General features: G+C 47.2%; 21 protein-coding genes. 3 read left to right on the forward strand and 18 right to left on the reverse strand.

Annotated features, from left to right (window positions below):
- Positions 1-763: 763 nt before the first annotated feature.
- Genes ACFQ1X_RS15110 through ACFQ1X_RS15125 form a run of 4 tightly spaced genes read right to left on the reverse strand, consistent with a single transcriptional unit; the run spans position 764 to position 8805 of the window.
- The gene (locus ACFQ1X_RS15110) at positions 764-2062 is read right to left on the reverse strand and encodes a TIGR02679 family protein (RefSeq protein ID WP_144839544.1); all 1299 of its coding nucleotides are present in this window, start codon (positions 2060-2062) and stop codon (positions 764-766) included.
- Positions 2059-6174, reverse strand: a complete 4116-nt coding sequence (locus ACFQ1X_RS15115; RefSeq protein ID WP_144839546.1) for a TIGR02680 family protein — start codon at positions 6172-6174, stop codon at positions 2059-2061. Before ACFQ1X_RS15115 ends, ACFQ1X_RS15110 begins: the two co-directional genes overlap by 4 nt.
- Positions 6164-7336: a TIGR02678 family protein gene (locus ACFQ1X_RS15120; protein ID WP_144839548.1), complete on the reverse strand. Its 1173-nt coding sequence runs from the start codon at positions 7334-7336 to the stop codon at positions 6164-6166. The genes ACFQ1X_RS15115 and ACFQ1X_RS15120 overlap by 11 nt, the downstream gene beginning before the upstream one ends.
- Positions 7333-8805, reverse strand: coding sequence for a TIGR02677 family protein (locus ACFQ1X_RS15125; RefSeq protein ID WP_379083281.1), 1473 nt, complete (start codon positions 8803-8805; stop codon positions 7333-7335). The genes ACFQ1X_RS15120 and ACFQ1X_RS15125 overlap by 4 nt, the downstream gene beginning before the upstream one ends.
- A gap of 351 nt (positions 8806-9156) precedes the next feature.
- Here ACFQ1X_RS15125 and pxpB point away from each other — a divergent pair, with 351 nt between their 5' ends.
- Genes pxpB through ACFQ1X_RS15140 form a run of 3 tightly spaced genes read left to right on the forward strand, consistent with a single transcriptional unit; the run spans position 9157 to position 11570 of the window.
- Positions 9157-9855, forward strand: a complete 699-nt coding sequence (gene pxpB, locus ACFQ1X_RS15130) for a 5-oxoprolinase subunit PxpB (RefSeq protein WP_144839550.1) — start codon at positions 9157-9159, stop codon at positions 9853-9855.
- Positions 9839-10798: a 5-oxoprolinase subunit C family protein gene (locus ACFQ1X_RS15135; protein WP_144839552.1), complete on the forward strand. Its 960-nt coding sequence runs from the start codon at positions 9839-9841 to the stop codon at positions 10796-10798. The genes pxpB and ACFQ1X_RS15135 overlap by 17 nt, the downstream gene beginning before the upstream one ends.
- A gap of 1 nt (position 10799) precedes the next feature.
- Positions 10800-11570 (forward strand): LamB/YcsF family protein, encoded by a 771-nt coding sequence (locus ACFQ1X_RS15140; protein ID WP_144839554.1) that lies wholly within the window; start codon positions 10800-10802, stop codon positions 11568-11570.
- 67 nt (positions 11571-11637) lie between these two features.
- On the opposite strand, the gene ACFQ1X_RS15145 is transcribed toward ACFQ1X_RS15140, so the two are convergent.
- The 14 genes from ACFQ1X_RS15145 to ACFQ1X_RS15210 all read right to left on the reverse strand — a co-directional run bounded on the left by ACFQ1X_RS15145 (position 11638) and on the right by ACFQ1X_RS15210 (position 24212).
- The gene (locus ACFQ1X_RS15145; RefSeq protein ID WP_144839556.1) at positions 11638-12411 is read right to left on the reverse strand and encodes a hypothetical protein; all 774 of its coding nucleotides are present in this window, start codon (positions 12409-12411) and stop codon (positions 11638-11640) included.
- A 34-nt stretch (positions 12412-12445) separates the two neighbouring features.
- Positions 12446-12949, reverse strand: coding sequence for an SRPBCC family protein (locus ACFQ1X_RS15150; RefSeq protein ID WP_144839558.1), 504 nt, complete (start codon positions 12947-12949; stop codon positions 12446-12448).
- Positions 12950-13113: 164 nt separating this feature from the next.
- Positions 13114-13464, reverse strand: coding sequence for a PilZ domain-containing protein (locus tag ACFQ1X_RS15155; RefSeq protein ID WP_144839560.1), 351 nt, complete (start codon positions 13462-13464; stop codon positions 13114-13116).
- 457 nt (positions 13465-13921) lie between these two features.
- Positions 13922-14359 (reverse strand): YaaR family protein, encoded by a 438-nt coding sequence (locus tag ACFQ1X_RS15160; RefSeq protein ID WP_117301332.1) that lies wholly within the window; start codon positions 14357-14359, stop codon positions 13922-13924.
- 15 nt (positions 14360-14374) lie between these two features.
- On the reverse strand, positions 14375-14884 hold the full coding sequence (locus ACFQ1X_RS15165) for a DUF6115 domain-containing protein (RefSeq protein WP_144839563.1): 510 nt from the start codon (positions 14882-14884) through the stop codon (positions 14375-14377).
- A 27-nt stretch (positions 14885-14911) separates the two neighbouring features.
- The gene (locus ACFQ1X_RS15170) at positions 14912-15688 is read right to left on the reverse strand and encodes a FliA/WhiG family RNA polymerase sigma factor (protein ID WP_144839565.1); all 777 of its coding nucleotides are present in this window, start codon (positions 15686-15688) and stop codon (positions 14912-14914) included.
- Positions 15689-15724: 36 nt separating this feature from the next.
- Entirely contained in the window at positions 15725-16582 is an 858-nt protein-coding gene (locus ACFQ1X_RS15175; RefSeq protein WP_117301338.1) for a MinD/ParA family protein, read from the reverse strand.
- The gene (gene flhF, locus ACFQ1X_RS15180; RefSeq protein WP_144839567.1) at positions 16575-17732 is read right to left on the reverse strand and encodes a flagellar biosynthesis protein FlhF; all 1158 of its coding nucleotides are present in this window, start codon (positions 17730-17732) and stop codon (positions 16575-16577) included. Before flhF ends, ACFQ1X_RS15175 begins: the two co-directional genes overlap by 8 nt.
- On the reverse strand, positions 17732-19789 hold the full coding sequence (gene flhA / locus ACFQ1X_RS15185; RefSeq protein ID WP_144839569.1) for a flagellar biosynthesis protein FlhA: 2058 nt from the start codon (positions 19787-19789) through the stop codon (positions 17732-17734). The genes flhF and flhA overlap by 1 nt, the downstream gene beginning before the upstream one ends.
- A gap of 608 nt (positions 19790-20397) precedes the next feature.
- Complete coding sequence (gene flhB, locus ACFQ1X_RS15190; RefSeq protein WP_144839571.1) at positions 20398-21486, reverse strand: flagellar biosynthesis protein FlhB; 1089 nt, start codon at positions 21484-21486, stop codon at positions 20398-20400.
- Positions 21487-22266 carry a flagellar biosynthetic protein FliR gene (gene fliR / locus ACFQ1X_RS15195; protein WP_144839573.1) on the reverse strand — a complete coding sequence of 260 codons (780 nt, stop codon included), beginning with the start codon at positions 22264-22266 and terminating at the stop codon, positions 21487-21489.
- Positions 22267-22275: 9 nt separating this feature from the next.
- Entirely contained in the window at positions 22276-22545 is a 270-nt protein-coding gene (fliQ, locus tag ACFQ1X_RS15200) for a flagellar biosynthesis protein FliQ (protein ID WP_117301347.1), read from the reverse strand.
- A gap of 312 nt (positions 22546-22857) precedes the next feature.
- Entirely contained in the window at positions 22858-23547 is a 690-nt protein-coding gene (gene fliP, locus ACFQ1X_RS15205; protein WP_144839575.1) for a flagellar type III secretion system pore protein FliP, read from the reverse strand.
- Positions 23544-24212, reverse strand: coding sequence for a flagellar biosynthetic protein FliO (locus ACFQ1X_RS15210; RefSeq protein WP_379083287.1), 669 nt, complete (start codon positions 24210-24212; stop codon positions 23544-23546). Before ACFQ1X_RS15210 ends, fliP begins: the two co-directional genes overlap by 4 nt.
- Positions 24213-24228 lie beyond the last annotated feature (16 nt).

Consider the following 24228-nt stretch of genomic DNA (forward strand, 5'->3'; position numbering starts at 1 on the left):
TGTCGACCGGGGTGGTCAATAGATTTTTTTATTAATTTTCAGATAATTTTAAAATAGATATTTATATGTGTTGAACTAATATTCTATAGCACCCGATATTCCGCAAAACAGCTTCGAAGACAGTAGGCGTGTCCTGCACGGATACTGTCTTTGCGACGAAGTGCGCAGCACTGCAACGGTTTTCTTGTCTCGAAGCTAGCGAAGCGATGCAGAGACAGGAGCACGATTTTAAGGCTGCTCCTGCATCGCTGCGCTAGCTTCGTCGCAAAGAGTCGGCCGAACTCCCTTCGGCCAACTCTTGGCTCGCGCTGAGCTTGGTCCCCTGGGCGTCTTCGCTGTTTTGCTCCATATCTCTAGATGTTTCCCTCAGCAAAGGCGCGGTTCCGGAGCAGGCGAATGACAACGGAGCAAAAGACGAGTAGCCTTCTCGGCTTCTTGCGGGAGGCAAAGTGTGCCATACAAAGATGGCACCTCCTTTGCGCAGAGGTTACGCAGGAGAATAACCTTTGCCCTTGTCCAAAGCGGTTTATAAATTGAAGTTTTTTAGTTCAACTTATATAGCTATGCACATGGAGATTTACCCAAAGAAAAAGGAGACCCCGTTGCCGGTTCCTCCTTTTTATATCATCCTAAAAGTTAACTTCTATTTCCAATTTTCTTCATTAAAAACTTATAGACATTTTCAAGTGAAATAGTAGGAACTTTAGACAATCGCTGCTCTTCGGCTAATAATAGCTTTTTTTTGAATGCATCATGGCTCATTTCATGTACACCTATCTTTTTGAATATTTCCCACCAAATCCCCTGCCATCTTCTCAAGCAAGGCTTCCTGATAACCAGCCTTTCCGATGCGGTTCATTTCACTCACCAATTCTACAACAAGTGGATGCATGATATTCGTTAACTTCCCAAGACGTTCACCAAGTTCTACAGAGGGCAGTGATTCTTTGTAAGAATCGACATCCATTCGCCACAATCGGACATTTTCCGGAAGGCGTTCCAATAACCGAACGGCCATTGCTACACCCTCCGGATCAAAATCCCCGGCATAATAAATTTCGCAGCCGGAATTCGCCAGTAAATCAACAAGCTTCAGTCCCGCCAATTTGAATTGGCCATGGGTACAGACTAGAGGTGCGTTAGGAACAATGTCCAGTAGTGAAGAAAAGACTCCGGAGTTTTCGACAATATACACTTTTTTTCCTGTAGCAGGTGCTACATGGTCTATTTTCAACAGCTCACGCAACGGCACATTTATAACACTCTCTGTTTCCATTGCCGCTTTCCAAACCGGATGGACCCGGCCTTGCTGTTTTCCTAATAAATTTGAAAATGATACAAAGTTTGTAATGTCGTCGCGCAATATCTTGCAACTCAGCAGTAGCTCATTGACCGCTTCGGTATGTGAAGGCGGCGCTCCACTACCGTTTTGTTCAAATTGCAACCAATGAATAAGCAGTTTCCCTGTTACAGTTGCCAAATCAAACGTGTGCGGATTGCCGCTGATGCGCTGGCTGAAAAAAGGCAGACGCTCGTATTTCTCCGGCATCTTTCTAGATGCTTCAGCCAAATTTCCCACAGCCCGCGTGAAATCATCCGTTGTTACTAAACGGATAATCCAGTGTGAATCAGAATTTCGCTTTGACAAATAAGTAAAATAAGAAGTGAGTGAAGGATAAGAAACCTTCAGTTCTCCCAATTTTTTATCTTCCGCTTCTCTTTTCGAGTCTTTTACTTCTTTTTTTGAATATATTGCTTCACCAAAATATATTTCCAGCAGTTCATGGAGTCGGACTCCCTCAAACTTCGTCTTCTGCAGCTGTTTTTCAAACGAAATCAAAGAAATCGTATTTTTCTTTTTCAATGCACTTACAGAGGTGCCGAAAAACAAGGCGACCGGTTCAAGTTCTTTATCATTAAAATTGTCCAGTTTCACGGCGCCGCCGATTCTCCCGAAAGACTCAACCTTCCCCACAAACATAGCGAACAGTTTTTTATACACTTTTTCAGCCGAAAAGTAATCGACTGCTTGCTGCGTTAGATCATTTCGTCTTATTTTCACTCGGTCAACACTCTTTCCGGATCGCCATCCGGTACTTCATTCAGCGACTTGCCATCCCATTTATAACGAATCACCGTCACAAAATCCGCATTTTTCGGCCGCACCAATTCACATACCGCCAGTGAACTGACTGTTTCGTAATCGCCCCATAGCACCTGCGAATTCATCATATAATCAAACCCGAGCTGCTCGATGATCTCGAACATCTCTTTGATATTATTTTCATCGACTCCGGCAAAAGCCTCATCAAGCGAAATGATGTAAGGCGCAGTATCCGCCGCTTCCTGATAGCGCGAATAGCAGGCAGTGAACAATGGAATGTACATCGCCATCGCTTTTTCTCCGCCGCTGAAGGTGAAGAATTTATTATTCGTCAGTTCACGGCGTTTTTCGTTTGTACGTTCGTAAAACAGCACAAACGAAAACCATTTGCGGTAATCGAGGACGCTTTTAAGCACTTGCAGAAGCGTCTGGCCTTCTCCTTTTTCCTCCATCCATCTTTTTGCCGCTTCGATTTTGGAGCGGAAGTGGGCGGATATGCGTTCTATATCTTCATCCTTAAGCAGGCGTGCGTCCTGTTTAAGCAGGCCGACCAGTTCTTTTGTATCCAGTTCCTGCTCCGAATCCGCTGTACGCGGCTGCCATTTGATTGAAAACTTCAACCCGGAAGATGAATCCCGGCTTTCCATGAGTGCTTTCATTTTTTCAGTCCACTTTTCCGCGCGCCCTATGCGGCTCCGGAGTTTATTGCCGACCGAGTTATAGAGAATTTCTTTATATAATTCCTCATCCTGCTCGTTCAGGCGGTTTTCCTGGATAAACTGTTCATTTGCGGTTTCTTTATACAGAGTATAAGGCGTCACCCGGATGCCCCGTTTATCAAAATCGACGATGCGGCGCGACGTCTTCGCTTTCCACTGTTCGATAACCGACAGCCATTCTTCCGAATCAACCGTTTTCATCCACTCATCCAGTTGCGTTTCCATTGGGTAATCACGTATGCGGTGTTCCGCCAGATCTGTTTGTACTTCGTAAAAATCCCGGGTCAGCTTCGCTTCAATCTGGCTCTTTTCTTTTGCAGCATCTGTTTTCAGTGCCGCCTCAATTTGTTCAATCTCTGGTGTTCCGATCGTTTCAAACTCGATAAAATCGCGGTTCACTTCCTGATGAACAGTTCTATCCCAGCTGTTTTTCATGTTTTCCCAGAAATCCAGCTGCTCTGCTGACTTTAATCTTTCTGTTATTAAGGTCTTTCTGCGTTCCTGGCTGACTGGCAATTGGATGCGCCTATCCTTCAACGCAGTTTCCAGTTCTGCCAGTTCCGCCTGCACAGTCCGGCTCTGCTTCCGGATATCTTCCGCGCCTTCCAATGCAAGTTGCTCTTCCATTTGCCGCATTTCTTTTTCAGCAATGGCAATCAAATCGATAAGAACATTCAAATCGCCTTTTTGAACGTCGATATCCGCGATCAAATCCTCCAGAAGTTCCTGCTCTTTTTTCACACTTTCGTTGAGGTGAATAAAATTCATGTGCATGCGGTGCAGCTCATCAAGCTTTTTGTCGTACTTTCTTAACTGGCTCAAAGCTTCTTTATAAACGACAGCAGTCGCATCCAGCCCAATTAATAGCGTTTTTTCATGCATTTCCCGTCTCGTGGTTTGGTATTTCTTATCTAATTCACCATAATCTTTTGCCAGGCTTTCAATTCTTCTGTTATGCACCGCAATCAGATGCCGAACTTCTTTGATTTCATCAAAGCTCGTGCGCAGGTCGGCGTCTCGCGGGAAACTGCGCCAGACATCGGCTGACTTTTCCAGCTCCAATGCCAGCTCCATAATCCCCACAGATAACCCGGCGATATGCTGATCTATTTTAAGAATGTCCCGTTCCAGCTCTTCAATCAGCATTTCCCGATGGCGTTTCCGCGCTTCTTTTCCGATAAAGCGGACTTCTTCGACCGGTACGGCGTACCCTGACAAGATACCAAGACGGTAAGTGCCGTCCTCATCCATCCCCACCGTCGCGGTGCTGTCTCCCATCAATACACTCTGCAGAATTTCTTCCACTCGTTCCACCGGTACGATTTCCTGTTTCATGTCCGGTTTCAAATAATCCGCCAGTGTATGCGCGAGCATATTCGGATTCGGCAATAAAATACGGTCATGCTGTATGTCCAAATCGCTTTTTGTCACGAGTGCATCAAGCAGGCCAATCTCCATCAGTGCGCTTTCAATCCGTCTTTGGACTTCCGGTGAAATATCCGGCTGAAATTCTACCACTTCATATAAAGGTGCAAATTTTACACCTTGGCTCCGAAGCGCAAGGCGTGCTTCGGCTGTTGCCGGATGCCGCTCAGGTTCCGGGTCTTGCTGTGCTTTTCTTTCCGCAAGTTTCACCAATTTTTCATTCTTTTGTTCCTGCAGCCGTTTTGTCTCAGCTTCTTTTTCCAGTCGCTCTATTTTCAAGCGGTTATCAAAAGCTTCAGCAAAAACATGGAATTGAACTTTCACTTCATCATAAGAATGCGGCTCATACAGTTCATCCATCAAACGCGCCGCCTGTCCGAAGACTTCTTCCCTGACCTCATACTGGCTGTTTGCTTTCGACCATTCGTGGATTTCGCTGATTTTTTTCTGTTTGTCTTCTGACAAAGTAACCATCCAGGCTCTTTCGTTTTGCCTTGCATTGTCCCGTTCTTTTTCTTCTTCTCCCATTTCTTTCTGCTTTTGCTGCATTTTTTCTTTCAGTGATTCGTATTCCTGAATTTTGGCTAAGCCATCTGAAAGCAGCCTGTCATGCACCGCTGTTTCGTTTTTCCAGACATCGAACAAAAATGTTTCAGAAAGGTGCCGCCCGAAATCGCTGGCGTTTTGTCCATGCTGAGAAAACGCGCTCATTTCGCTTTCATATTCCATGTCTTCCACGTGCTCTGCCAAAGCCTTCGACTGCATACCTATTTTGTCGGTATTTTCATCAATTCCTGTTCGGATCCGCCGCTCTCTTTTCGTCAGTTCCGATATGCGGCCATCAGCACGTTCATACTTGCGGCGATTTTCTTCAGTATCCTGCTGCATTTTTTTCCGTTCTTCTTCAAGCGACCAGACCCGGTGCGTCGTCAACCGCTCTTTCGTTTTGCGGAGCGCTTCTTCTGTCTGTTCCAGCTCTTTGATTTCTTTTTCGAGCCTTTCGATCTCCTTCTCGCTCTTTTGCAGCTCATCAGCCAGTCGAATACACTCTTCCTGCTCCTTTTTGACGCGGGTACCTGTCTTTTTCAATTCAGTAACCTGTTCGAATAAAACACGGTGATTGTAGGCGTCATAAGCTTTCGTCAATTTCCGGAGCGCATCCACTTCCCGGTCGAGCTGTTCAATTTGCTGCCTTGTTTGATCCATCTGTTCAATCGAATCGGATAAATAACGCAAATCATCATCCGATAAAGGCGGCAGCGCATCTTCCAGAATTTCATATATGACAGTCGGCTTATAATCCTTGGACAGTTTCGGGCTGCGCAATTGAATCAGCAATTTAATGAGGTCTTCATATGCTTCCTGCGTTTCAAAACCGAAAACGTGTTTCCGGACAAGTTCCATATATTCCTGATTGGATTTTACGACTTCGCCGCCAGTACCGATCAAAGTTTCCAGTTCGATGCGGGAACGTGGGATTTTCACCTTTTTACCGCTCTGATTTTCTATTTTATATAATTCCAAATCATAACCGATCCGTCGGTTGTCGGTAATGACAAAGCCCCATGACTTCAAATCTTTTCCGCGCTTCGCCTGCATGCCGATTCCCGTAGTGATGTATTCATTCGTATGTTCTTTTTTATATTCCAGAAACAGATAGCCTGTCCGCTCTTCACGGTCTGTGATTTCTTTTTCACCCAACAGATAATCTTCCATACGGCGGGACTTCGAACCGAAAGGATCCAGGCGGTCCGGTGTTTTTTTGCCATCCAAAAGGACTGGCAGAAAACTTTGCATCGTCACGGATTTCCCTGAACCATTGCTGCCGCGAAGGAGCAATTTACCATTTTCAAAATCGAACGTTTCTTCATCGTAATACCAAAAATTGAGCAGCCCCGCCCGATTCATTTTCCATTTATTTTTCAAGTTGCTCACTCTTTTCTTTTAGATAGTCTTTCGGATAATGGCCGGTCATGCGCGCCGCTCCCGATTTTAAAACAATCATGCCGCTGTCCGGTTCTTCTTCCGCAACCTCCCAGTCCCGCCAAAGCTCCAAGATTTTCTTCGCCGTTTCTCCGGCCGACTCCTCCCGGTGCTGCTTGCTCCAACCCCGTCCGTAAATTTGTTTCACTTCCGCAATCAGGCTTTCAAATGAAGACCGCGGCAAACGGATTGTTCCGAGTTCCGTCACGTGCAGATCGTCACGTCCGCGGATATGCGCCATGGTATGCAACGCCGCGTCACTGATTCCCCGCTGATCCGGCAATAAGGTATAGCGTTTTTTTCGTTCAGCCAGCGTCAGAAAAGCTGCATTTTTGAATACTTCCAGCCTAAAAGGCGTATGTTCTTCTAAATCTTCCCGCAGCCTGTTGCGAAAATTGCGGATATACGCGAAATCGGGATCTTGGGCACTTTCTCGGTGCACCACGGGTGAAAACATCAGCTTCCGGTAAACGCGTTTCCGCCGCAGGTCATCGGAATGTCGTTCCCAGTCACTTTCCAGCAACTCTTCCATGGAATGAAAGCGATAAAGCTCGTCCACGAAAGAACGCATAAAGTAACGGCCGTAAATCGCCACTTCATACAGCACTTCTTCATCTTCATTTGACTGGAACAGTTCCAGGCTGCCGTCGATGGTTTTAATCAACTTCAGCCGCACCACTTCTTTTAATGCCCGAACGAGCGAGCGGCGATGCTGGTAATTGGTCCAGTCAAGCGGAAACTCACCGCGGTACATTTCCTGGACACTTTCAATCAAATCTGAAAGCAGAAATTGTTCATCTACTGATCGCTGTTCTGTAAAAGCAAGTGCACAACAGAAAATTGCATAATCCATCGGCTCTGAAAATGATTGCATGCCCATCCAGGGTTTCGGCTCCACCGGAATTTTTTCCAGCTTGATAAAATGCTGATGGATAATCAGGTCAAAACCAAATTTATCGCTGATATAGCGCTTCAGCTTATGCTCGCGTTCACGGATCAGCTTATAGACTTGCGGCTCATCTGCCCGCAGCACCCAGAATTGTTCGAACAAAATGGCAAGCGCTTCTTCCGTCAACTCATCAAAACGTTCTTCCCGTTCTATCATGCCTTCACCCCTTCTCTGATAAAGCGGATCCGGACGTTCGGCATTTCAAGCGTTCCATCCGGCGAGCGCAGCTGCACAGTTTCATGCGGATCCAATGTCACTTCCACTTTCATCCCAAATTCGGTCTTGATCGTCCGGTCTTCCCTCATCATCGCTTTTCCAATCCAAGACAGGAGCAGTTTCCGGACGTGCGGCTCCACGACCGGCAACTCATGCAGAAGGATCTCACTGCCGTTCATGTATTGCTCGACAACCCGTTTTTCGTACTGGCGCTGTTCGAGGTGGAGGCGTTTCGCTTCTTCTTTTCGGCTCCGCTGGTCGACCATTTCCGTCGCCTTCGTCTTCTCGCCATACTCACGGACTTTCGGCAATGTCTCATGGTCCATCGCAGCTTCCTGCCACGTGTCTGTGTAAATATCATCTGTAGGAATATGATCGGAATGGAAGTGGCGAGTGTTGAACACACCGAACGCAACAGCCGACAATTTATGGGCTTTTTCAAGCGAATCCATGCCGGCGAACCATTCGGCCAAATACAGATAATCCTCTTTCCGGCTCCGGAGTTGCAGGTTGCGTTCACCGAGACGCTGGACAATCCGCGTAATGCGGCGTATGGCGTCATTGGTTCTTCGCTGCAGCACTTGATACTGGCTGTCTTCCCCACTTAAAAACCAGTCTTTTACATTGGTCCAGATTGCTTCCAATTCAGTCATCTCGTCTGTCCCAAGTTGTTCGAAGCGGAAGGTCTGTTCATGATGCCTAGCCACTTTTTCAAAAAACCCTTTCATTTCCTGCCGTTCCATTGACAGTAGCAGTCCTTGAATCTGTGAAGCTGTGCGCTGCAGGGCGATGATGAAATCCCGCAAATAAGTTGTGAACTGGTCTTTATAAGCCAGGAACGCTTCGGATTTCATTTGCTCGTTGGTGTCTTCACTAAGCAGGTAAGCGAAATAATCGGATGTGTTCTGCCTGATTTTATTGAAGTATGTAATGACGTCATCCCAGTGCTGGGCGCAGATTTCATCGCTGTCATTCCCCGAATCCGATATATGCTGAAGCGACTGATACAAACGCTCGAACTGCGTCTTCTCGAGTGAACCGCCGAATGTATCGCCGGCCTGCTCAAAATTCACCAGCATCCGCTCAAACTCCACCGTATACGGTGTGCATTGATAGCGGAAACGTCTCTTCTTATATTCCTCAATCGTTCGGACGTTGCCGCTTTCCTGCTGAGCCAGAAGGTTCCCCCATTTGACGAGTGCGTCAAGGTCAACATGCAGCTCATCAATCGAATAAGCGTGGAAAGAAGAATATCCTTTTAAATGCAGTAAAATCTCTTCCGGCATCAAATATTCCTTCATTCGTTCATGCTGTATATAAAAGAAGCGCAAAATCGCCCGGTACGTTTCACTTTTTTCAGTTGATAAATAGGTGGCTTCTTTGACTCGTTTAAATTGGCCTTCGATCACGGAGTCGCCCTCATTCCCTTAGTTTTCTTACTCTTATCGTACTGGAAATTCTTTGTGATTTCTATGGCGTATATAAATAGGGAATTCTTATGCGATTTTGTATTTTGCCTGACTTAATACCGAATACGTGAAACTCGGCAATACAGCAGCAAAAAGAGGATCCGGGACGGCTCTTCTTTTACGGATTTTTTATTTACTCCCGACTTTGCCTTGGTTACTCCCAACTTTCACTGATTTATTCCCAACTCGTCAATCCTCAGCCAATACTGCTTCTCCTCTCCCTTCCGTCCTCAGCTCTAAAGCTCTATACTTAGAGAATAGTCAGATTAATCAAGAGAAAGGAGAGGTTTTATGGATTATTCTTTTTCTCCGCTTGGTGACCAGGCAATTGTCATTGAAGTCGGTACAGCAATAAATGAATATACGCAAAAAAACATACTTGCGATGTCTTCATTTCTTGAAGGGAATGCCCCACAATGGATGACTGAATATATTCCGGCATTTACCACGATATCCGTCGTATACAATCCTCTTCAAGTCACTTTCGGGGAAGCGAAAACGGAATTGGCGTCTCTGCTGAAAACAGCTTCCAAAATCACGCCGCCTCCGTCCCGCAAAATTGAAATTCCTGTCTGCTATGGCGGCGAGTATGGACCGGATCTGGAATTCGTGGCGCAGCATAACGGCTTGAGTACAGAAGAAGTGATAGCCATTCATACCGGAGCCGACTATACCGTCCACATGATCGGCTTTGCGCCGGGCTTTCCTTACATTGGCGGCATGCCAGAAAAAATTGCAGCACCACGCAAGGATTCTCCGCGCGTCAGCATTCCTGAACGAAGCGTCGGTATCGCAGGCAGCCAGACTGGAATCTATCCGATTTCCACACCAGGAGGCTGGCAGCTGATCGGACGCACACCGCTCCGTCTGTTTCTTCCCGAAAACGATATTCCGAGCCTGCTGCGTGCCGGTGACAAAATTACTTTTCATCAAGTCTCGGAAGATGAATATACAGCATTGGAGGCAAAAGAAAATGCTCACAATACGTAAGAGTGGCATGCAAACAAGCGTACAGGACCTTGGCCGCACAGGCTTCCAAAAATATGGTGTCGTTGCATCCGGCGCTATGGATCCGTACTCGCTGCGCATGGCCAATTTACTTGTCGGCAATGAAGAAAACACAGCAGCGCTGGAAATAACGTTAATGGGACCGGCTATCCAATTCGATGAAGACTGCATCATTTCTATTTGCGGAGGAGACCTCAGCCCCCAACTGGACGGCAAAGAGATTAAGAGTTGGCGGGCGATTTTGGTGACAAAAGGACAAACTCTGACGTTTGGTAACCCCCAATCCGGAAGCAGATGCTACATGGCGATTGCAGGAGGAGTTGATGTTCCCGAAGTGATGGGAAGCCGCTCCACTTATTTGCGAGCAACACTTGGCGGCTTCAAAGGACGCGCTTTGGAATCCGGCGATCAATTGGCTGTGGGCTCTGCCCGTAGCCGCAAAGATTTCCTGGCTCAGACTGGTTCCTGGTTCGTCCCGTCGCCTCACTACTCTGCAGAACCGGTGATCCGAGTGACGGAAGGCCGGCAATTCAATTTATTTTCCGAAGAAAGCCGGGAACGATTCTTTTCAGAACCTTTCTCTGTGAACTCACAGTCGGACCGTATGGGTTACCGGCTCGACGGTCCACAACTGGCTTTATCGAACAAACAGGAAATGATTTCGGAGGCAGTGGTTTTCGGATCGATCCAAGTCCCTTCAGACGGCAAGCCGATCATTCTCATGGCTGATCGGCAAACCGCAGGCGGTTATCCGAAAATCGCAGAAGCCATCACAGCGGACCTGCCGCTCATCAGTCAGCTGAAACCCGGAGACCGCCTGCGATTTACGAAAGTCACAATTGAAGAAGCGCAGCGCTTGCTGAGGCTGCAGGAAAAAACGATGAACTGTTTGAAAAATGCGATACGGTTAAAAAGGGGGATTTAAGATGACTTTTAAAGTGGATTTAAATTGCGACATGGGGGAAAGTTACGGGGTTTACAAATTGGGCCAGGATGAAGAAATCCTTAATTACGTGAGCTCTGCCAATATCGCCTGCGGTTTTCACGCCGGTGATCCGGCGACGATGCGCAAAACTGTCCGGATGGCACTCGAAAAAGACGTCGCCATTGGTGCTCATCCCGGCTTTCAGGATCTCCAGGGTTTTGGCCGTCGCAATTTGCAGCTGACGGCAATTGAAATTTATGAACTTGTCGTCTACCAGATCGGTGCCCTGAACGCTTTTGTCAAAGCGGAAGGCGGCCTCCTGCAGCACGTCAAGGCACACGGCGCTCTATATAATATGGCCGCCAAAGATGCGGTCTATGCAGAAGCAATTGCCGAAGCGGTCTACGATGTGAATCCCGCCTTGATCCTCTTCGGGCTTGCCGGCAGCGAACTGATTACCGCCGGCAATGATATCGGTTTAAGAACGGCGAGCGAAGTTTTTTCTGACCGCAATTACGAAGCCGATGGGACACTTACGCCGCGCTCCGAACCGAATGCGCTGATAACCGATGCCGACGCAGCCATTGCCCGTGTGGTGCGGATGGTTAAAGAAAACAAAGTACATACCGCCCAAGGAACTGAAGTGGAATTAAAAGCAGATACCATCTGCATCCACGGAGACGGCGTGAACGCGCTGGCGTTTGCAGAGAAAATCTCGAAATCGTTGAAGGATGCTGATATTACGCCGATGAAAGTTTCAGAGATCGTATAGATTTCATTACAAAAGACATCCGCTACTCCTCACAGAGAGGAGTAGCGGATGTCTTTTCAGATTTGCTTCAGGAAGCTGAGTCTTCTCTGAGACCTTTGTAAAATTCCAGGGATTCCTTCAATACGGTTCTATCATAGCCGGTCTTTTCGTAAATCCTTTCCACCCATTCGTCAATGGTTGCAAGGGATGGATCTGTAATGATTCCTTTGCTTGTGCTTAAAAAACTCTTCCAATCGAAGAACTCCCAATGTGCGATCTCATCTTTCCAAGGAATTCGAACTTCCAACAACGGTTTCGGGTAAACATTGTTCTGTGAAATCTCTCCCGCTTCCAGAAACTTCTCCATCGACACCGGCTTGTACGAATAAACCTGAGATGAAAACTTGCCGTTCGGCCGGTGGTAAACCACTTTAAAAAAGTCACCTTCCGGAATCACCTGCACCTCTGCTGCCGGAAAAAAGCCAGGCAACCTTTCATCCGTATAGGCATTATCGTCAGCATCGACGAGTATCGGCTGCAGCCACTGATCTCCGAGGTCGCATAAAAAACGCCGGCCGTTGCTGTCGGCAGCCATAACGCCGACATGCGCATCTTCAGTCCCCAGCTCACTGCCAATCGGATACGCTTCTATCCCTGCCTCTTTGAAGGCGTCGAATAACCAGATGGCCAGATCGAAGCAATTGCCCGTGACGCCATACTCCATATGATGCCGTTTCATCGTTCCAACTTCTCTTTGCCTGGGCTTCTGATCTTTCAAATAAAACCAGGCTTTTGTCAAAGTATCCATCGGAAAATCATCGAATTGCCTCCACACAGCAAGTATCTCTTGTGGTGCTTTCATCTCTTTCACCTGCTTCAGTTGAAATTTTGCCTTTTCACTTGCCTTCTCTTATTCCCACATCACCGGTTTCCACCAATTGCTTCAAATTCTCAAACATCCGGTCCCATCCCTCTTCCGACTGGCCGCTATAATCTGCCATTGCGGTTTCAATCTCTTTCTCTGACCAGTCCTCTTCATGCGGCACCACAATTTCCTGTTTGAAAGTCATTTCACAGGCGTCCCGAACCTGAGAAACCCAGACGACGATTCTGTCCTGCAAATCATTGAACTGAGGCATGATGAAGCTGAACTCCAGTCGATGAGGCGCATCGATCTCCAGGTATTCGCCGGTTGCCCGGTATTCCTCGTCGCCCCTCCGGTCAACAATTTCCCACACCCCGCCGATCCGAAAATCATTCTTTGCCACAACGTTGGTGGAATCTGTCGTAAACAGCCATTTTTTCATCAGCTCCGGTTTGGTCCAGGCCTTGTACACATCATTTGAGCTGGCATTCAGCCTTCTTGCCATCGTCAGAACAATCGTGGATGTTTTCTTCATCATGCCACTCCTTTCGCCTATTAGTTAACGGAATATTCTTGTAACTTATTTTACCATAAGATCCGTCAGCTACATCTTTAAAATAAAAAAAGCTGACACCACGAATTTTCGCGGTGCCAGCTTTTCTTCAATTTGGTTTAATCGAATGTGCTGCTTGAACAAAGTCAGTCTGTGTATGTACCCTTTCTCTGGCGGATCTGATAGTAATTAAGGTGTTTGAATAATACAGATGACGTCTCCTGATCGATTGTAAAGCCGACCCCGTACTCGACTCTGTCATTTCTCGTCGATTTCCGGACAATCGTCCCTTCAATCAAAAATCCCTCTTCCATTATTTCAAAACTGCATTCGACCTTTTCACCCATAGGGATATTGACCGGCGATGTAAACCTCATACCGTTAACACTGATATTATCAACTTCTATGTACATCGGCGCTTCCCCAAGGCGTGTGATTTTGCCGTTGACCGATTCATGAAAAATTACCCGGAAAAACTCGCGTCGATTTTCGCTCATTTCCTTCTCCCCTTAGTGTTCTCTCTTTTTTGAAAAATATTAGTGGACTAATAATTCTTTATAACCGATATTCCGCAAAACAGCTTCGCTTGCCTGGGGGCTTGCGCTGAGCTAACTCGGTCTCGTTGCACTTCGCCCGAGTGGATCTCAGCACTTCGCTTGGTCCCCTGGGCGTCTTCGCTGTTTTGCTCCATATCTAAAATAGATCTTAGCGCCAGTCACTATGGACTGAGCGGAGCAATAAGACGAGTGGTTTTCTCGGCTTATTGTGCCGAGCTTGCGCAGGAGCATAGTCTTTGCTTTGGCCCTTCTGCGACGAGCAGTGCGCAGGAGCATAATCTTTGCCCTTGTCCAAACGCCGAAGCGGTATATAAACACTTTTATATTATTCCACTCTATATATACGCAAAAGTGGGAAATCAAGGAGTGTTACCTTTTTCAACTTCAGGCAAAGCCTTTACATATATAAATTAATCAGCAAGCCTTTGATTTCTCCGATTGACTGGAGTGTATCCAAGCCTTCTCTTTCATTATTTAACACTTCGTCCTGAAGTTCAATCAATTTTTTGTCAATGACTTCCACAATTTGATGATTTTTCATGCCGCCACCGGGAGAAAAGCTTTGTTTATCCGATAATTGCAGGCCAAAACTCAGGGCTTCTCTCATAAATTCTTTTACAAGATTTTTATATTCCCGCAAATTTTCAAATGTCCGCTGCTCCCCGAGCTTTTCGCCTTGTGCGTCCACCCGGCTCATCAATTGATGCAAAGCATCAAGCTGCAATTTCGATTGGGATTTCTTCATGACGCTGGCAAATGAATCGATGGACTTGTTTTCCATTGCATTTTTCTGAATCCGGTCACCCGGAATTTTTGTCTGGCTTTCGATGCGCATCGCTGTCACCCCATCTTACTTTTGATAACTTTGTTTTTTCTTGAACATATTGATGATCAATTCGATTTCTCCGCGTTCTGCCGAGACCACTTTGGCAATTTGTGCCGTTGAAAAACCCTGTTTGTGCAATTGCTCGATCTTTTCATTTTCCGGCAATGCCGGATCGACTGCAGGCTCTGCGGGCTTTACCGCTTCCTTTTGTTTTACTGCTTTTATTTTCTTCGCAGTTGGCACCGGTTCCATTGCCGGAGCAGCCGGTTCACCGCCGATTTTCTGTTCGAGCTCGTGCAGCCGATCTGCCATACGGCTTTCTTTTTGTGCAATATGTTCAACGAGCCGGTTATAAAGTTCATCATTTTCCTGTTCCAGATTCGCTACAAACTCTTCCATGCTTGCATTCACGGATTCTGTATCTTCACGCATTACTTTTCGCTGTTTCTGAAATTGGGATAACACGATGAACGATCGTATATTCACCGCTATCGCCAATAAAATAAGTCCAATCAGCAGCCATTCCATAGCCATCACCTGTCTTTCCGTAACATCCAATACCTAATAATATTCATGGACTGAAAGCGTCGCTGAATGCAGCCGCAAGATCGCCTTTGAGTGCAATTGGGAAACACGGGACACACTCACGCCCAGTACTTCCGCAATCTCCGTCAATTTCAAATCTTCGAAATAGCATAACGAAACGACAATCTTTTCTTTTTCCGGTAAACGCCCGATTGCGGCACCCAATGCCTCTTTGATGGTTCGCTCATAGAGACGGCGCTCAGGCGATCCCGCTTCACCGTTTCCGACAATATTGTATTTGCCTATCTGATTATTGTCTTCGTATGGATTTTCATCCATCGAAATCATGGTGGATAATGCCGCATCCGACACGGTTTTATTGAGCTCGGCTTTCGTGATGCCCAGGAACTTGCTGACCTCGGCATCGGTCACCGAATGATTGTTTTCCTGTTCAAGAACGGCATAGGCCTTTTCAATTTTCTTGACCTTTTCGCGCACGGAACGCGGCAGCCAGTCATTATGGCGGAGGCCGTCGATAATCGCCCCTTTGATCCTCCAGGCAGCATAGGTTTCAAACTTCAGGTCCCGCTCCAGGTTGAATTTATCAAATGCGTCCAAAAGCCCGCCGTAGGCAAGGCTGCGGATGTCATCTTTGTCCACTGTTTTGGGCAGGCTGATCATAAAGCGCTGGATTACATAATCGACCAGAGGCATATAACGTTCGACCAAATAGTCACCGGCTTCCGGATCACGCTCCTGCTGCCAGCCTTCCCAGTACTCCAATTCTTCTTTTGATAATTTATCATTCAACAAGCGTTTCACCACCATTCATTTGATACCGCGGCACGTCTATTTAAAAAGCATTTTCAGCAAAAATCCCTTGATGCCCAGTTTATAAGGGACAGGCAACTCGAGAAATTCAGCCGTCACTTTTTTCATCGCCTGGGAAGCATAGGTATTCGGAAATGCCAACAGGAACGGCACTTGTTTTTTTACAGCTGCGGGGATATTCGAGTCACTTGGAATATAGCCGAGTGTCCCGATTTCTTTCCCGAGAAACTGCTGCGTCACCTGGCGGAAATTGTCCGCTGTCTGTTGCCCTTCTTTTTCGGTCGTGCATTGATTGATGATCAACTTCATATGGACATTCGGATCTTTCACATGCACCATCTTTACAATCGAATAGGCATCGGTGATTGACGTCGGTTCCGGTGTCGTGACCAGAATCACATCATCCGCGGCCAGGATAAAACGGAGGTTTTCATCCGACAATCCGGCCCCGGTGTCCAAAATCACGTAATCGACATGCCCCTGGATTTCACTGAGCTCGTCAAAGAATTTCTTCATCTTCGCTTCATCGAGCTTAAACATTTCGTTGAAGCCCGTTCCGCCGGAAATGAACAGCAAGCCGTTCGGCCCCTCTTCGATAATGTCCCAGATCGATAAATCTTTTTCGACCATCGTCGCAATCGATTCTTCCGGTGAACGGCCCAGCAGCACATCCACATTGGCAAAGCCAAGGTCGACATCAAATATCAGGACTTTACGATTTTGTTCGACCAGGCTTAAAGCGAAATTCAATGCGAAATTCGATTTCCCGACACCGCCTTTACCGCTTGTCACAGCAATCGTTCGCGTTTGTCTGCGTTCTTTTTTAGGTTTTTTCTGCAGCATTTTTTCCCGCAGCTGTTTTGCCTGATCAATCATTGTCATCTTCCCCTAGCACAAAATTTGCAATCAACTCAGGAGTTGCCGTTAAAATATCATCTGGAACGTTTTGGCCATTGGCAATATAAGTAACGGGAATGGAATAATGATAGATCAAATTCAAAATAGCGCCTGAAGAGCTGGTTTCATCCTGCTTTGTCAGCAGCAGCTGGTCCATTTGGATGGTCTGGAAATTATCGATGATCTTTTTCATGTCTTCGTATTTGGAAGTCAGGCTCAGCACCAGGTTGATCTGTATTTTATTTTTATCTGTGAGCAGTGCTTCCAGGTCATCGATGTATTGCTTTTGCTGGTAATTGCGGCCCGCCGTGTCCATCAGGATGATGTCGCAGGCCTTCAATTCGTTCATCGCGCGGGTCAGGTCATCAGCTGAATCGACCACTTGAATCGGGATATTCAGGATGCCCGCATATGTTTTCAATTGCTCCACTGCCGCAATGCGGTATGTATCCGATGTGATGAGTCCGACTTTCTTGCCTTCCCGCAACAACAGATCAGCGGCAATTTTCGCAATTGTCGTCGTTTTTCCGACGCCCGTCGGTCCAATGAAGCAGATGATTTCGGGATCTTTGGCTTCCGGCTTTTGCTGATGCAAGCCGATCAGACGGATGATTTCCGTCTTCGCCATTCTGTGAATCTGCGCCGCGGAAATATCGGGTTGCTGGCCCAGCGTCAACATCATCTTCGAAAGAATCTCTGATTGGATTTCCTTCGTCACTTCCTGGCTGTTCAAGCGCTGGTTCAGCGGTTTTAACGTCACCGGCAAATGATCTTCCTTCATCGACTGCATCATGAATTGCTTGATGCCCTTCAGTTCATTGATCAAATCACCCGTTTGGCGTTCATCCGGGGAGCCTTTGTGGCTAATACCGGTGGATGAATGCTGCGGAGCCGGTTGGCGGATTTCAGCAGTTTCCGGCTCATCAGTTTCGGGTTGACTGGCTTTCTTTTTCTTCGGCTTTGCTTCCACGGCAGCTGTAACTTCAAGCTTCTCTTTCTGGAAAAACCCGATAAAACCGCCAACTTTCACTTTTTTCGTATTCAGGATTAATGCGTCCGCTCCCAAATCTCTTTTGATCATCGGCAAAGCTTCACTGACATTCTGGACGATATAAGTTTTTAATCTCATCAGACATTTACTCCTCCACTGATATTGACGACGCCGACGCTCTGAATTTCAATGTTCGGTTCGAGTTCGTTATAGGACAGTACCGGAAGATCCGGTGCAAAACCTTCGATAAACTGGCGCATATAGATGCGGATGGCCGGTGATGTCAGCAGGATCGGCTGAACGCCGGTCTGCTGCAATTGAGCCGCCTGTTCCGATATTTTCTGGAAAATCAGCTGTGACGTTTCCGGGTCGATCGACAAGTAATTGCCCTGCTCGGATCGGTGTACCGATTCCGCAAATTTCTTCTCGACGCTGGCGCCTGCCGTGATGACTTTCAGGGCTTCATTCTGCGGCGCATATTGCAGCGTAATCTGGCGTGACAGCGAACGTCTCACATATTCGGTCAAAACGTCCGTATCTTTTGTTTGCGATGAATAATCCGCCAGCGTTTCCAGGATGATCAGCAGATTGCGGATGGAAACTTTCTCTTTCAGAAGCTTCATCAGCACTTTCTGCACTTCACCGATGGTCATTAAGTTTGGAATCAATTCTTCGACAACCGCCGGACTCGCTTCACGCATATTTTCAATGAGTGATTTCACTTCCTGGCGGCCGATCAATTCATGGGCATGGCGCTTGATGACTTCTGTCAGATGCGTCGACACGACCGAAGGCGGATCCACGATGGCGTATCCGGCCATTTCGGCGTCTTCTTTCATGCTGTCATTGACCCACAACGCAGGCATGCCGAATGCGGGTTCAATTGTTTCAATGCCTTCAATGCTGTCGTCGTCGATTCCCGGGCTCATTGCAAGATAATGATCGAGCATGATTTCTCCCGCCGCAACGCGGTTCCCTTTAATCTTGATGATGTACTCGTTGGGCCGGAGCTGAATATTATCGCGTATGCGGATAACCGGTACCACGATTCCAAGCTCCATCGCCAATTGCCGGCGGATCATGATGACCCGGTCCAGCAAATCGCCGCCCTGGTTTTTATCTGCAATCGGAATCAGGCCGTAACCGAATTCAAATTCAATGGCATCGACATGCAGCAAATCGATAACGCTTTCGGGGCTTTTCATGGCTTCAAGCTCTTTGCCGTCTCCGGAATCGGCTTCTTTTTCGGATTTTTCTTCCGCATTCAACGCTTTTTGCATTTTATAAGCTGCGAATGAAATGACACCTGCCACCGGCAAAATCAATAAAGGATTAATCGGTGTCAGGAATGCGATCATCATCAGGGTTGCGGAGACAACATACATCATTTTCGGATAGGCAAAAAGCTGCTTTGTAATATCCGATCCCAGGTTACCGTCAGAAACAGCTCTCGTTACGACGATACCCATCGCAGTCGAGATCAATAAAGCCGGAATCTGGCTCACAAGACCGTCCCCGATAGAGAGCAGCGTAAACAGGCTGGCTGCTTCGCCGACCGGCAGGTTATGTACCATAACCCCAATCAGCAATCCGCCGATAATGTTAATGATCGTAATGATAATGCCTGCGATTGCGTCCCCTTTTACGAATTTACTGGCACCATCCATGGCCCCGTAAAAATCCGCTTCCTGGCTGACTTTTTCACGGCTTTTTTTCGCTTCCAGATCTGAAATCATTCCTGCGCCCAGATCGGCATCGATGCTCATCTGTTTGCCGGGCATCGAATCGAGCGTAAAGCGCGCGGCAACTTCCGCTACCCGCTCCGACCCTTTCGTGATGACCAGAAATTGAATGATGACAAGAATCAGGAAGACGAGAATACCGATAATGGCACTGCCTCCAACAACAAAGGAACCGAACGTTTCGATTACTTCACCACCGGTTTGATTGGTCAGAATCGACCGTGTCGTTGAAACGTTCAGTCCGAGGCGGAAAAGCGTCGTCAACAGCAGCAAAGTCGGGAAAATCGAGAATTGCAGCGCTTCTTTCGTATTCATTGCCACCAGCAGAATTGTCATGGCCAGGCTGATATTTATCAGGATGAGGAAATCGAGTAATAAGGGCGGCAATGGAATGACCATCATGACGACGATCATAAGTACGGATACTAAGACTGCATAATCTCTGATTTTCAAGTTATTTCCCATCTCCTAATGCTTTCGTGAATGTTTTTATGTAATGAATTCAGGGATATTCTATGAGATGTCGCTTCGGCGCTTTAATTCTCGATATTCCGCAAAACAGCTTCGAAGACATTAGCCGAAGCATGCGAGGCTAAGTCTTTGCGACGAAGCAGCGCAGCGATGCAGGAGCACTGGGAGAGATTCGCCCTTCGTCGAAACGACGTCGGAAAACCAACGCCGTTTCTGTCTCTGCATCGCTTCGCTAGCTTCGAGACATGAAAGAGCGTTGCTCCCCTGGGCGTCTTCGCTGTTTTGCTCCATATCTCCATGAGTCAATTTAAGATGAAAGAGCGGAAGACGGCGAAGGGCAAACATGTGCTCCTGCATTGCTACGCTGCTTCGTCGCAAACGATTCGCGCCAGCGCAAATCGCTTCCTGCGGGAACCAGAGCTAGTCCTGAGACCCCGCAGGGAAGGTTTGACCGAACAGCATTCGGTCGAACCTTTGCGACGAAGCGTGCAACGCTGCAGGAGCATCGGTTTTCGAAGCGGACGAGGAGGCTCAGGCCGCTCCCCGCGGAAAGCGTCCGTCTGAAGCGATTTCATCATTCTAATTTATATCTAACTAATCTTCCCTTTCAAACGGTAGATATATGCCAAAACCTCTGCTACGGCCATGAAGAGATCTTCCGGCACATAGTCGCCAACCTCTACTTGTGCGTAGAGCGCGCGGGCGAGCGGTTTATTTTCCATAATCACAATATCAAGTTCTTTCGCTTTTTCTTTGATTTTCAGTGCCAGATGGTCTTTCCCCATCGCAATAACCTGCGGGGATTCCATCGTTTCGGCATCATATTTGATTGCGATCGCATAATGCGTCGGGTTCGTAATGAGCACATCCGCGTTCGGTAAATCCTGGATCATCCGGTTCATACTCATCTGCCGTTGCTTTTCTTTGATCTTTTGTTTGATGAGGGGATCACCCTCTGCTTTTTTGTATTCATCTTTTATGTCCTGTTTCGACATCTTTATTCCTTTTTCGAATTCGTATTTCTGATAAATATAATCCAGCACTGCGAGACATAATAGGATCAGTGAAGCGGTCAGGCCCAGTTTGATGACCAGTCCGCCCACAAAGCTCAATGCGTGCGGAACGCTCTGCTGGGACAATAAAAACAATTCTTCTTTTGCAAGCCAGAGCACGAGAAAAGCCGCAGTTCCGATGATGGAAATCTTCAGCAATGATTTTGCCAATTCCACCAATGCGCGTACTGAGAAAATCCGTTTTGCTCCTTTGATCGGATCGATTCGTTCAAACTTTGCCATAAGGGGGTCGCTTGAAAAAATCGGGCCAATTTGTATGTAGTTTCCCAAAAACCCGAAAACCATACCGATCAGCGCCATCGGGACCATGATCTTGAATCCTTCATACGCCATTTGTTCCAGCATGGTGCGGGTGGAAGCCGGGGTCAGCTCCCAACTGATGAATTGGGTAAGGTTGATGCGGAAGATTCCAAGAATCTGTTCCAGCATCCAGCCGCCTGCAAAGAACAGCAGGAGGATACCGCCAAGCATAATCATGGCGGCAGCGACTTCCGGGCTTTTTGCCACCTGCCCTTTGCGTTTCGATTCCTGCCTTTTTTGCGGTGTCGCTTTTTCGGTTTTTTCACCTGCGAAAAATTGAAGATCGAGAACCAGTCGTTTCTGCACTTATGTCCCTCCCATTAATCTGACCAATTGCGCCATGCTCATCATGATTTTTTCAAATAAAAATTGCAGAAGATAGAAGAAGATGGGCATCGTCAGCAACAGCAGGACAAAGCCGACAAAGATCTTTACAGGAAAACCGACAGCAAAGATGTTCAATTGGGGCACTGTTTTTGCCAATATCCCCAAAGCTACATCCACAAGAAAAAGTGCGCCGACAATCGGCAAAGCAATTTGCAAAGCAATGGTAAACATTTGGACGAATAATGCCGATATAAAAGAAGAAAGATCTCCTGCTTCAAAAGCGAACGAGGTCGTTTCCACCGGGAACAGCCTCAAACTGTGCATGACACCGTCTAGCAGCATGTGATGACCGTTCACCGTCAGCATGAACAGCAGCGCCATCATGTATTTAAAATGGCCGATGATCGGCACCTGCGCCCCGGTTTGCGGATCAATGACATTGGCGATTGCAAAACCCATCTGAAAATCGATGAACGCTCCGGCAACCTGCACCGCATACAACAGCAGCGCGGCTGTAAACCCAAGCGCCAGACCAACGCCAATTTCTTTAATGACCATCAGCGAATAAAAAGCATTCAGCACAATCGGCTCCTCAGCCGGCATTGTGGCAACAGCTGTCAAAGCGATGAAAAATCCGAGACCGATTTTAAATTGGGTCGGCATGCCTTTCATCGAAAAAATCGGAGCGATTAAAAAGAAACTTGTAAAACGAATGAGTACTAATAAAAAATAGGGCAACACTTCTAAAATAGAATTCATTACAGGCTCCTATCCGATTATTCGCGGTAGGCTTTGGAACAGATTGCGCGTGTAATCCAGCAGCGTCGTCAGCATCCATGGCCCGAAAACGACCAATGAAATGAAAACAGCGAGTATTTTCGGGATGAACGCCAAAGTCTGTTCCTGGATCTGCGTCATCGCCTGGAACACACTGACCAGCAGGCCGACAGCCAGCGCGATCAGCAGCATCGGAGCTGCAATGATAATGATTGTATAAATCGATTGTTCGGCCAGCTTGATTACCATATCTGGAGTCATTGAGTTCTTCCTTCCTTCACTGTGCAAGTTGAATCAAAGAGTAATTTAATATACCGCTTCGGCGCTTAGGACAAAGCTCCCGCAATAAGCCGAGAAGTGCACTCGTCTTATTGCTTCGCTCAGTCCATAGGCGCGCCGGCGCTGAGAGACATTCCTAGAGATATGGAGCAAAACAACGAAGACGCCTTGGGGAGTAAGCGAAGTGCTGAAATCCACTCGGACGAAGTGCAACGAGACCGAGTTAGTTCAGCGCGAGCCCCCGGCAAGCGAGTTGTTTTGCGGAATATCGGTTACTATGCTCACTTTTACTATCTAAAAACTGAGCAGCAGCGATTCGATGATGAGGTACCAGCCGTCTACAAGTACGAATAACAGGATTTTAAATGGCAATGAAATCATTACCGGCGGCAACATCATCATCCCCATCGCCATCAAAGTACTGGCAACGACCATATCGATGATCAGAAACGGGATGAAAATGACAAAGCCTATCTGGAACGCCGTCTTCAACTCACTGATGGCAAATGCCGGAATCAGTGACGTCAGCGGAATTTCCGCGATGCTTTCCGGTTTTTCCAGTTCCGCATATTTATAGAACAGCGCCAAATCTTTTTCACGTGTGTGTTTCGCCATAAATTCTTTCATCGGCAAGGCCGCTGAATCCATGGCTTCTTCCTGGCCGATTTCACCATCCAGATATGGCTGAAGCGCCGTTTCATTTATTTCCAGAAAGATTGGAGACATAATGAAGAAGGTAAGAAATAATGCGAGTCCCACCAGCACCTGGTTCGGCGGCATGGATTGTGTACCAAGACCCGTTCGGACGAATGACAGCACAATAATGATGCGGGTAAAGCTGGTCATCAGGATCAGGATACCCGGTGCGATCGACAGAATCGTCAGCAGGAATACTAATTGCAGAGTGGTCGACACATCTTCCGGGTTTTCATTGCCGAAATCAATGCCTGGAATATTGACGAGCAGGAGAAGGGAATCCATCATAACGAACGCCCTTCTTTATCCTGTGATTGTTGTTTCTCCAGATCCGTTTTCAATTGGTCCTGTTTGTTTCGCTGCTTATCGAGGCTCTGCTTGAATAATTGCTCAAACCCTTTCGCATGGGAAGGGTTTTTGTCCAAGTGGCCGCCGACCTTTTCTTTTATGAAACTGGTTACCGTCTTCGGCAGCAATGGCGAAGCTTGGGTCTCCACGTCTTTTTCAATTCCATGGATTTCATCGTCTTCGGTGAATTCTTTGATCAAGGTCACTTGATCGCCGACACCGATCAGATAAATCTGTCCGCCCACTTTCACAAGTTGAAGGGATTTATTGTTCCCTAAGGCTGTTCCGCCCATCAGCTTTACTGCCTGGTTGGGCTGGAGATTTTTTTGCTTCATCGAAAGGAATTTGATCAGGCCGTATATCATGAAGACGATTAACAAGGTATAGAAGATCAATTGGCCGATCACGACGATAAAGCTTTTTTCTTCCGGTGCCGCCGCTTCAACTTCGACCGGCTGTTCCTGTTGCTCGACTGCCGGCTGTTCGCCGTCATAGCCGTCAATGACTTTCGGGTCGGCGGCTTGTGCTCCGGATGGCGCCCATACTGCTGACAGCGCCAGCAGCAGGATCATCACAATACTGTATAAAGACATTTTTTGGACCAAGCTTGTAGACTCCTTA

The organism is Metaplanococcus flavidus, from assembly GCF_042675885.1.
Lineage (GTDB): Bacteria > Bacillota > Bacilli > Bacillales_A > Planococcaceae > Planococcus > Planococcus flavidus.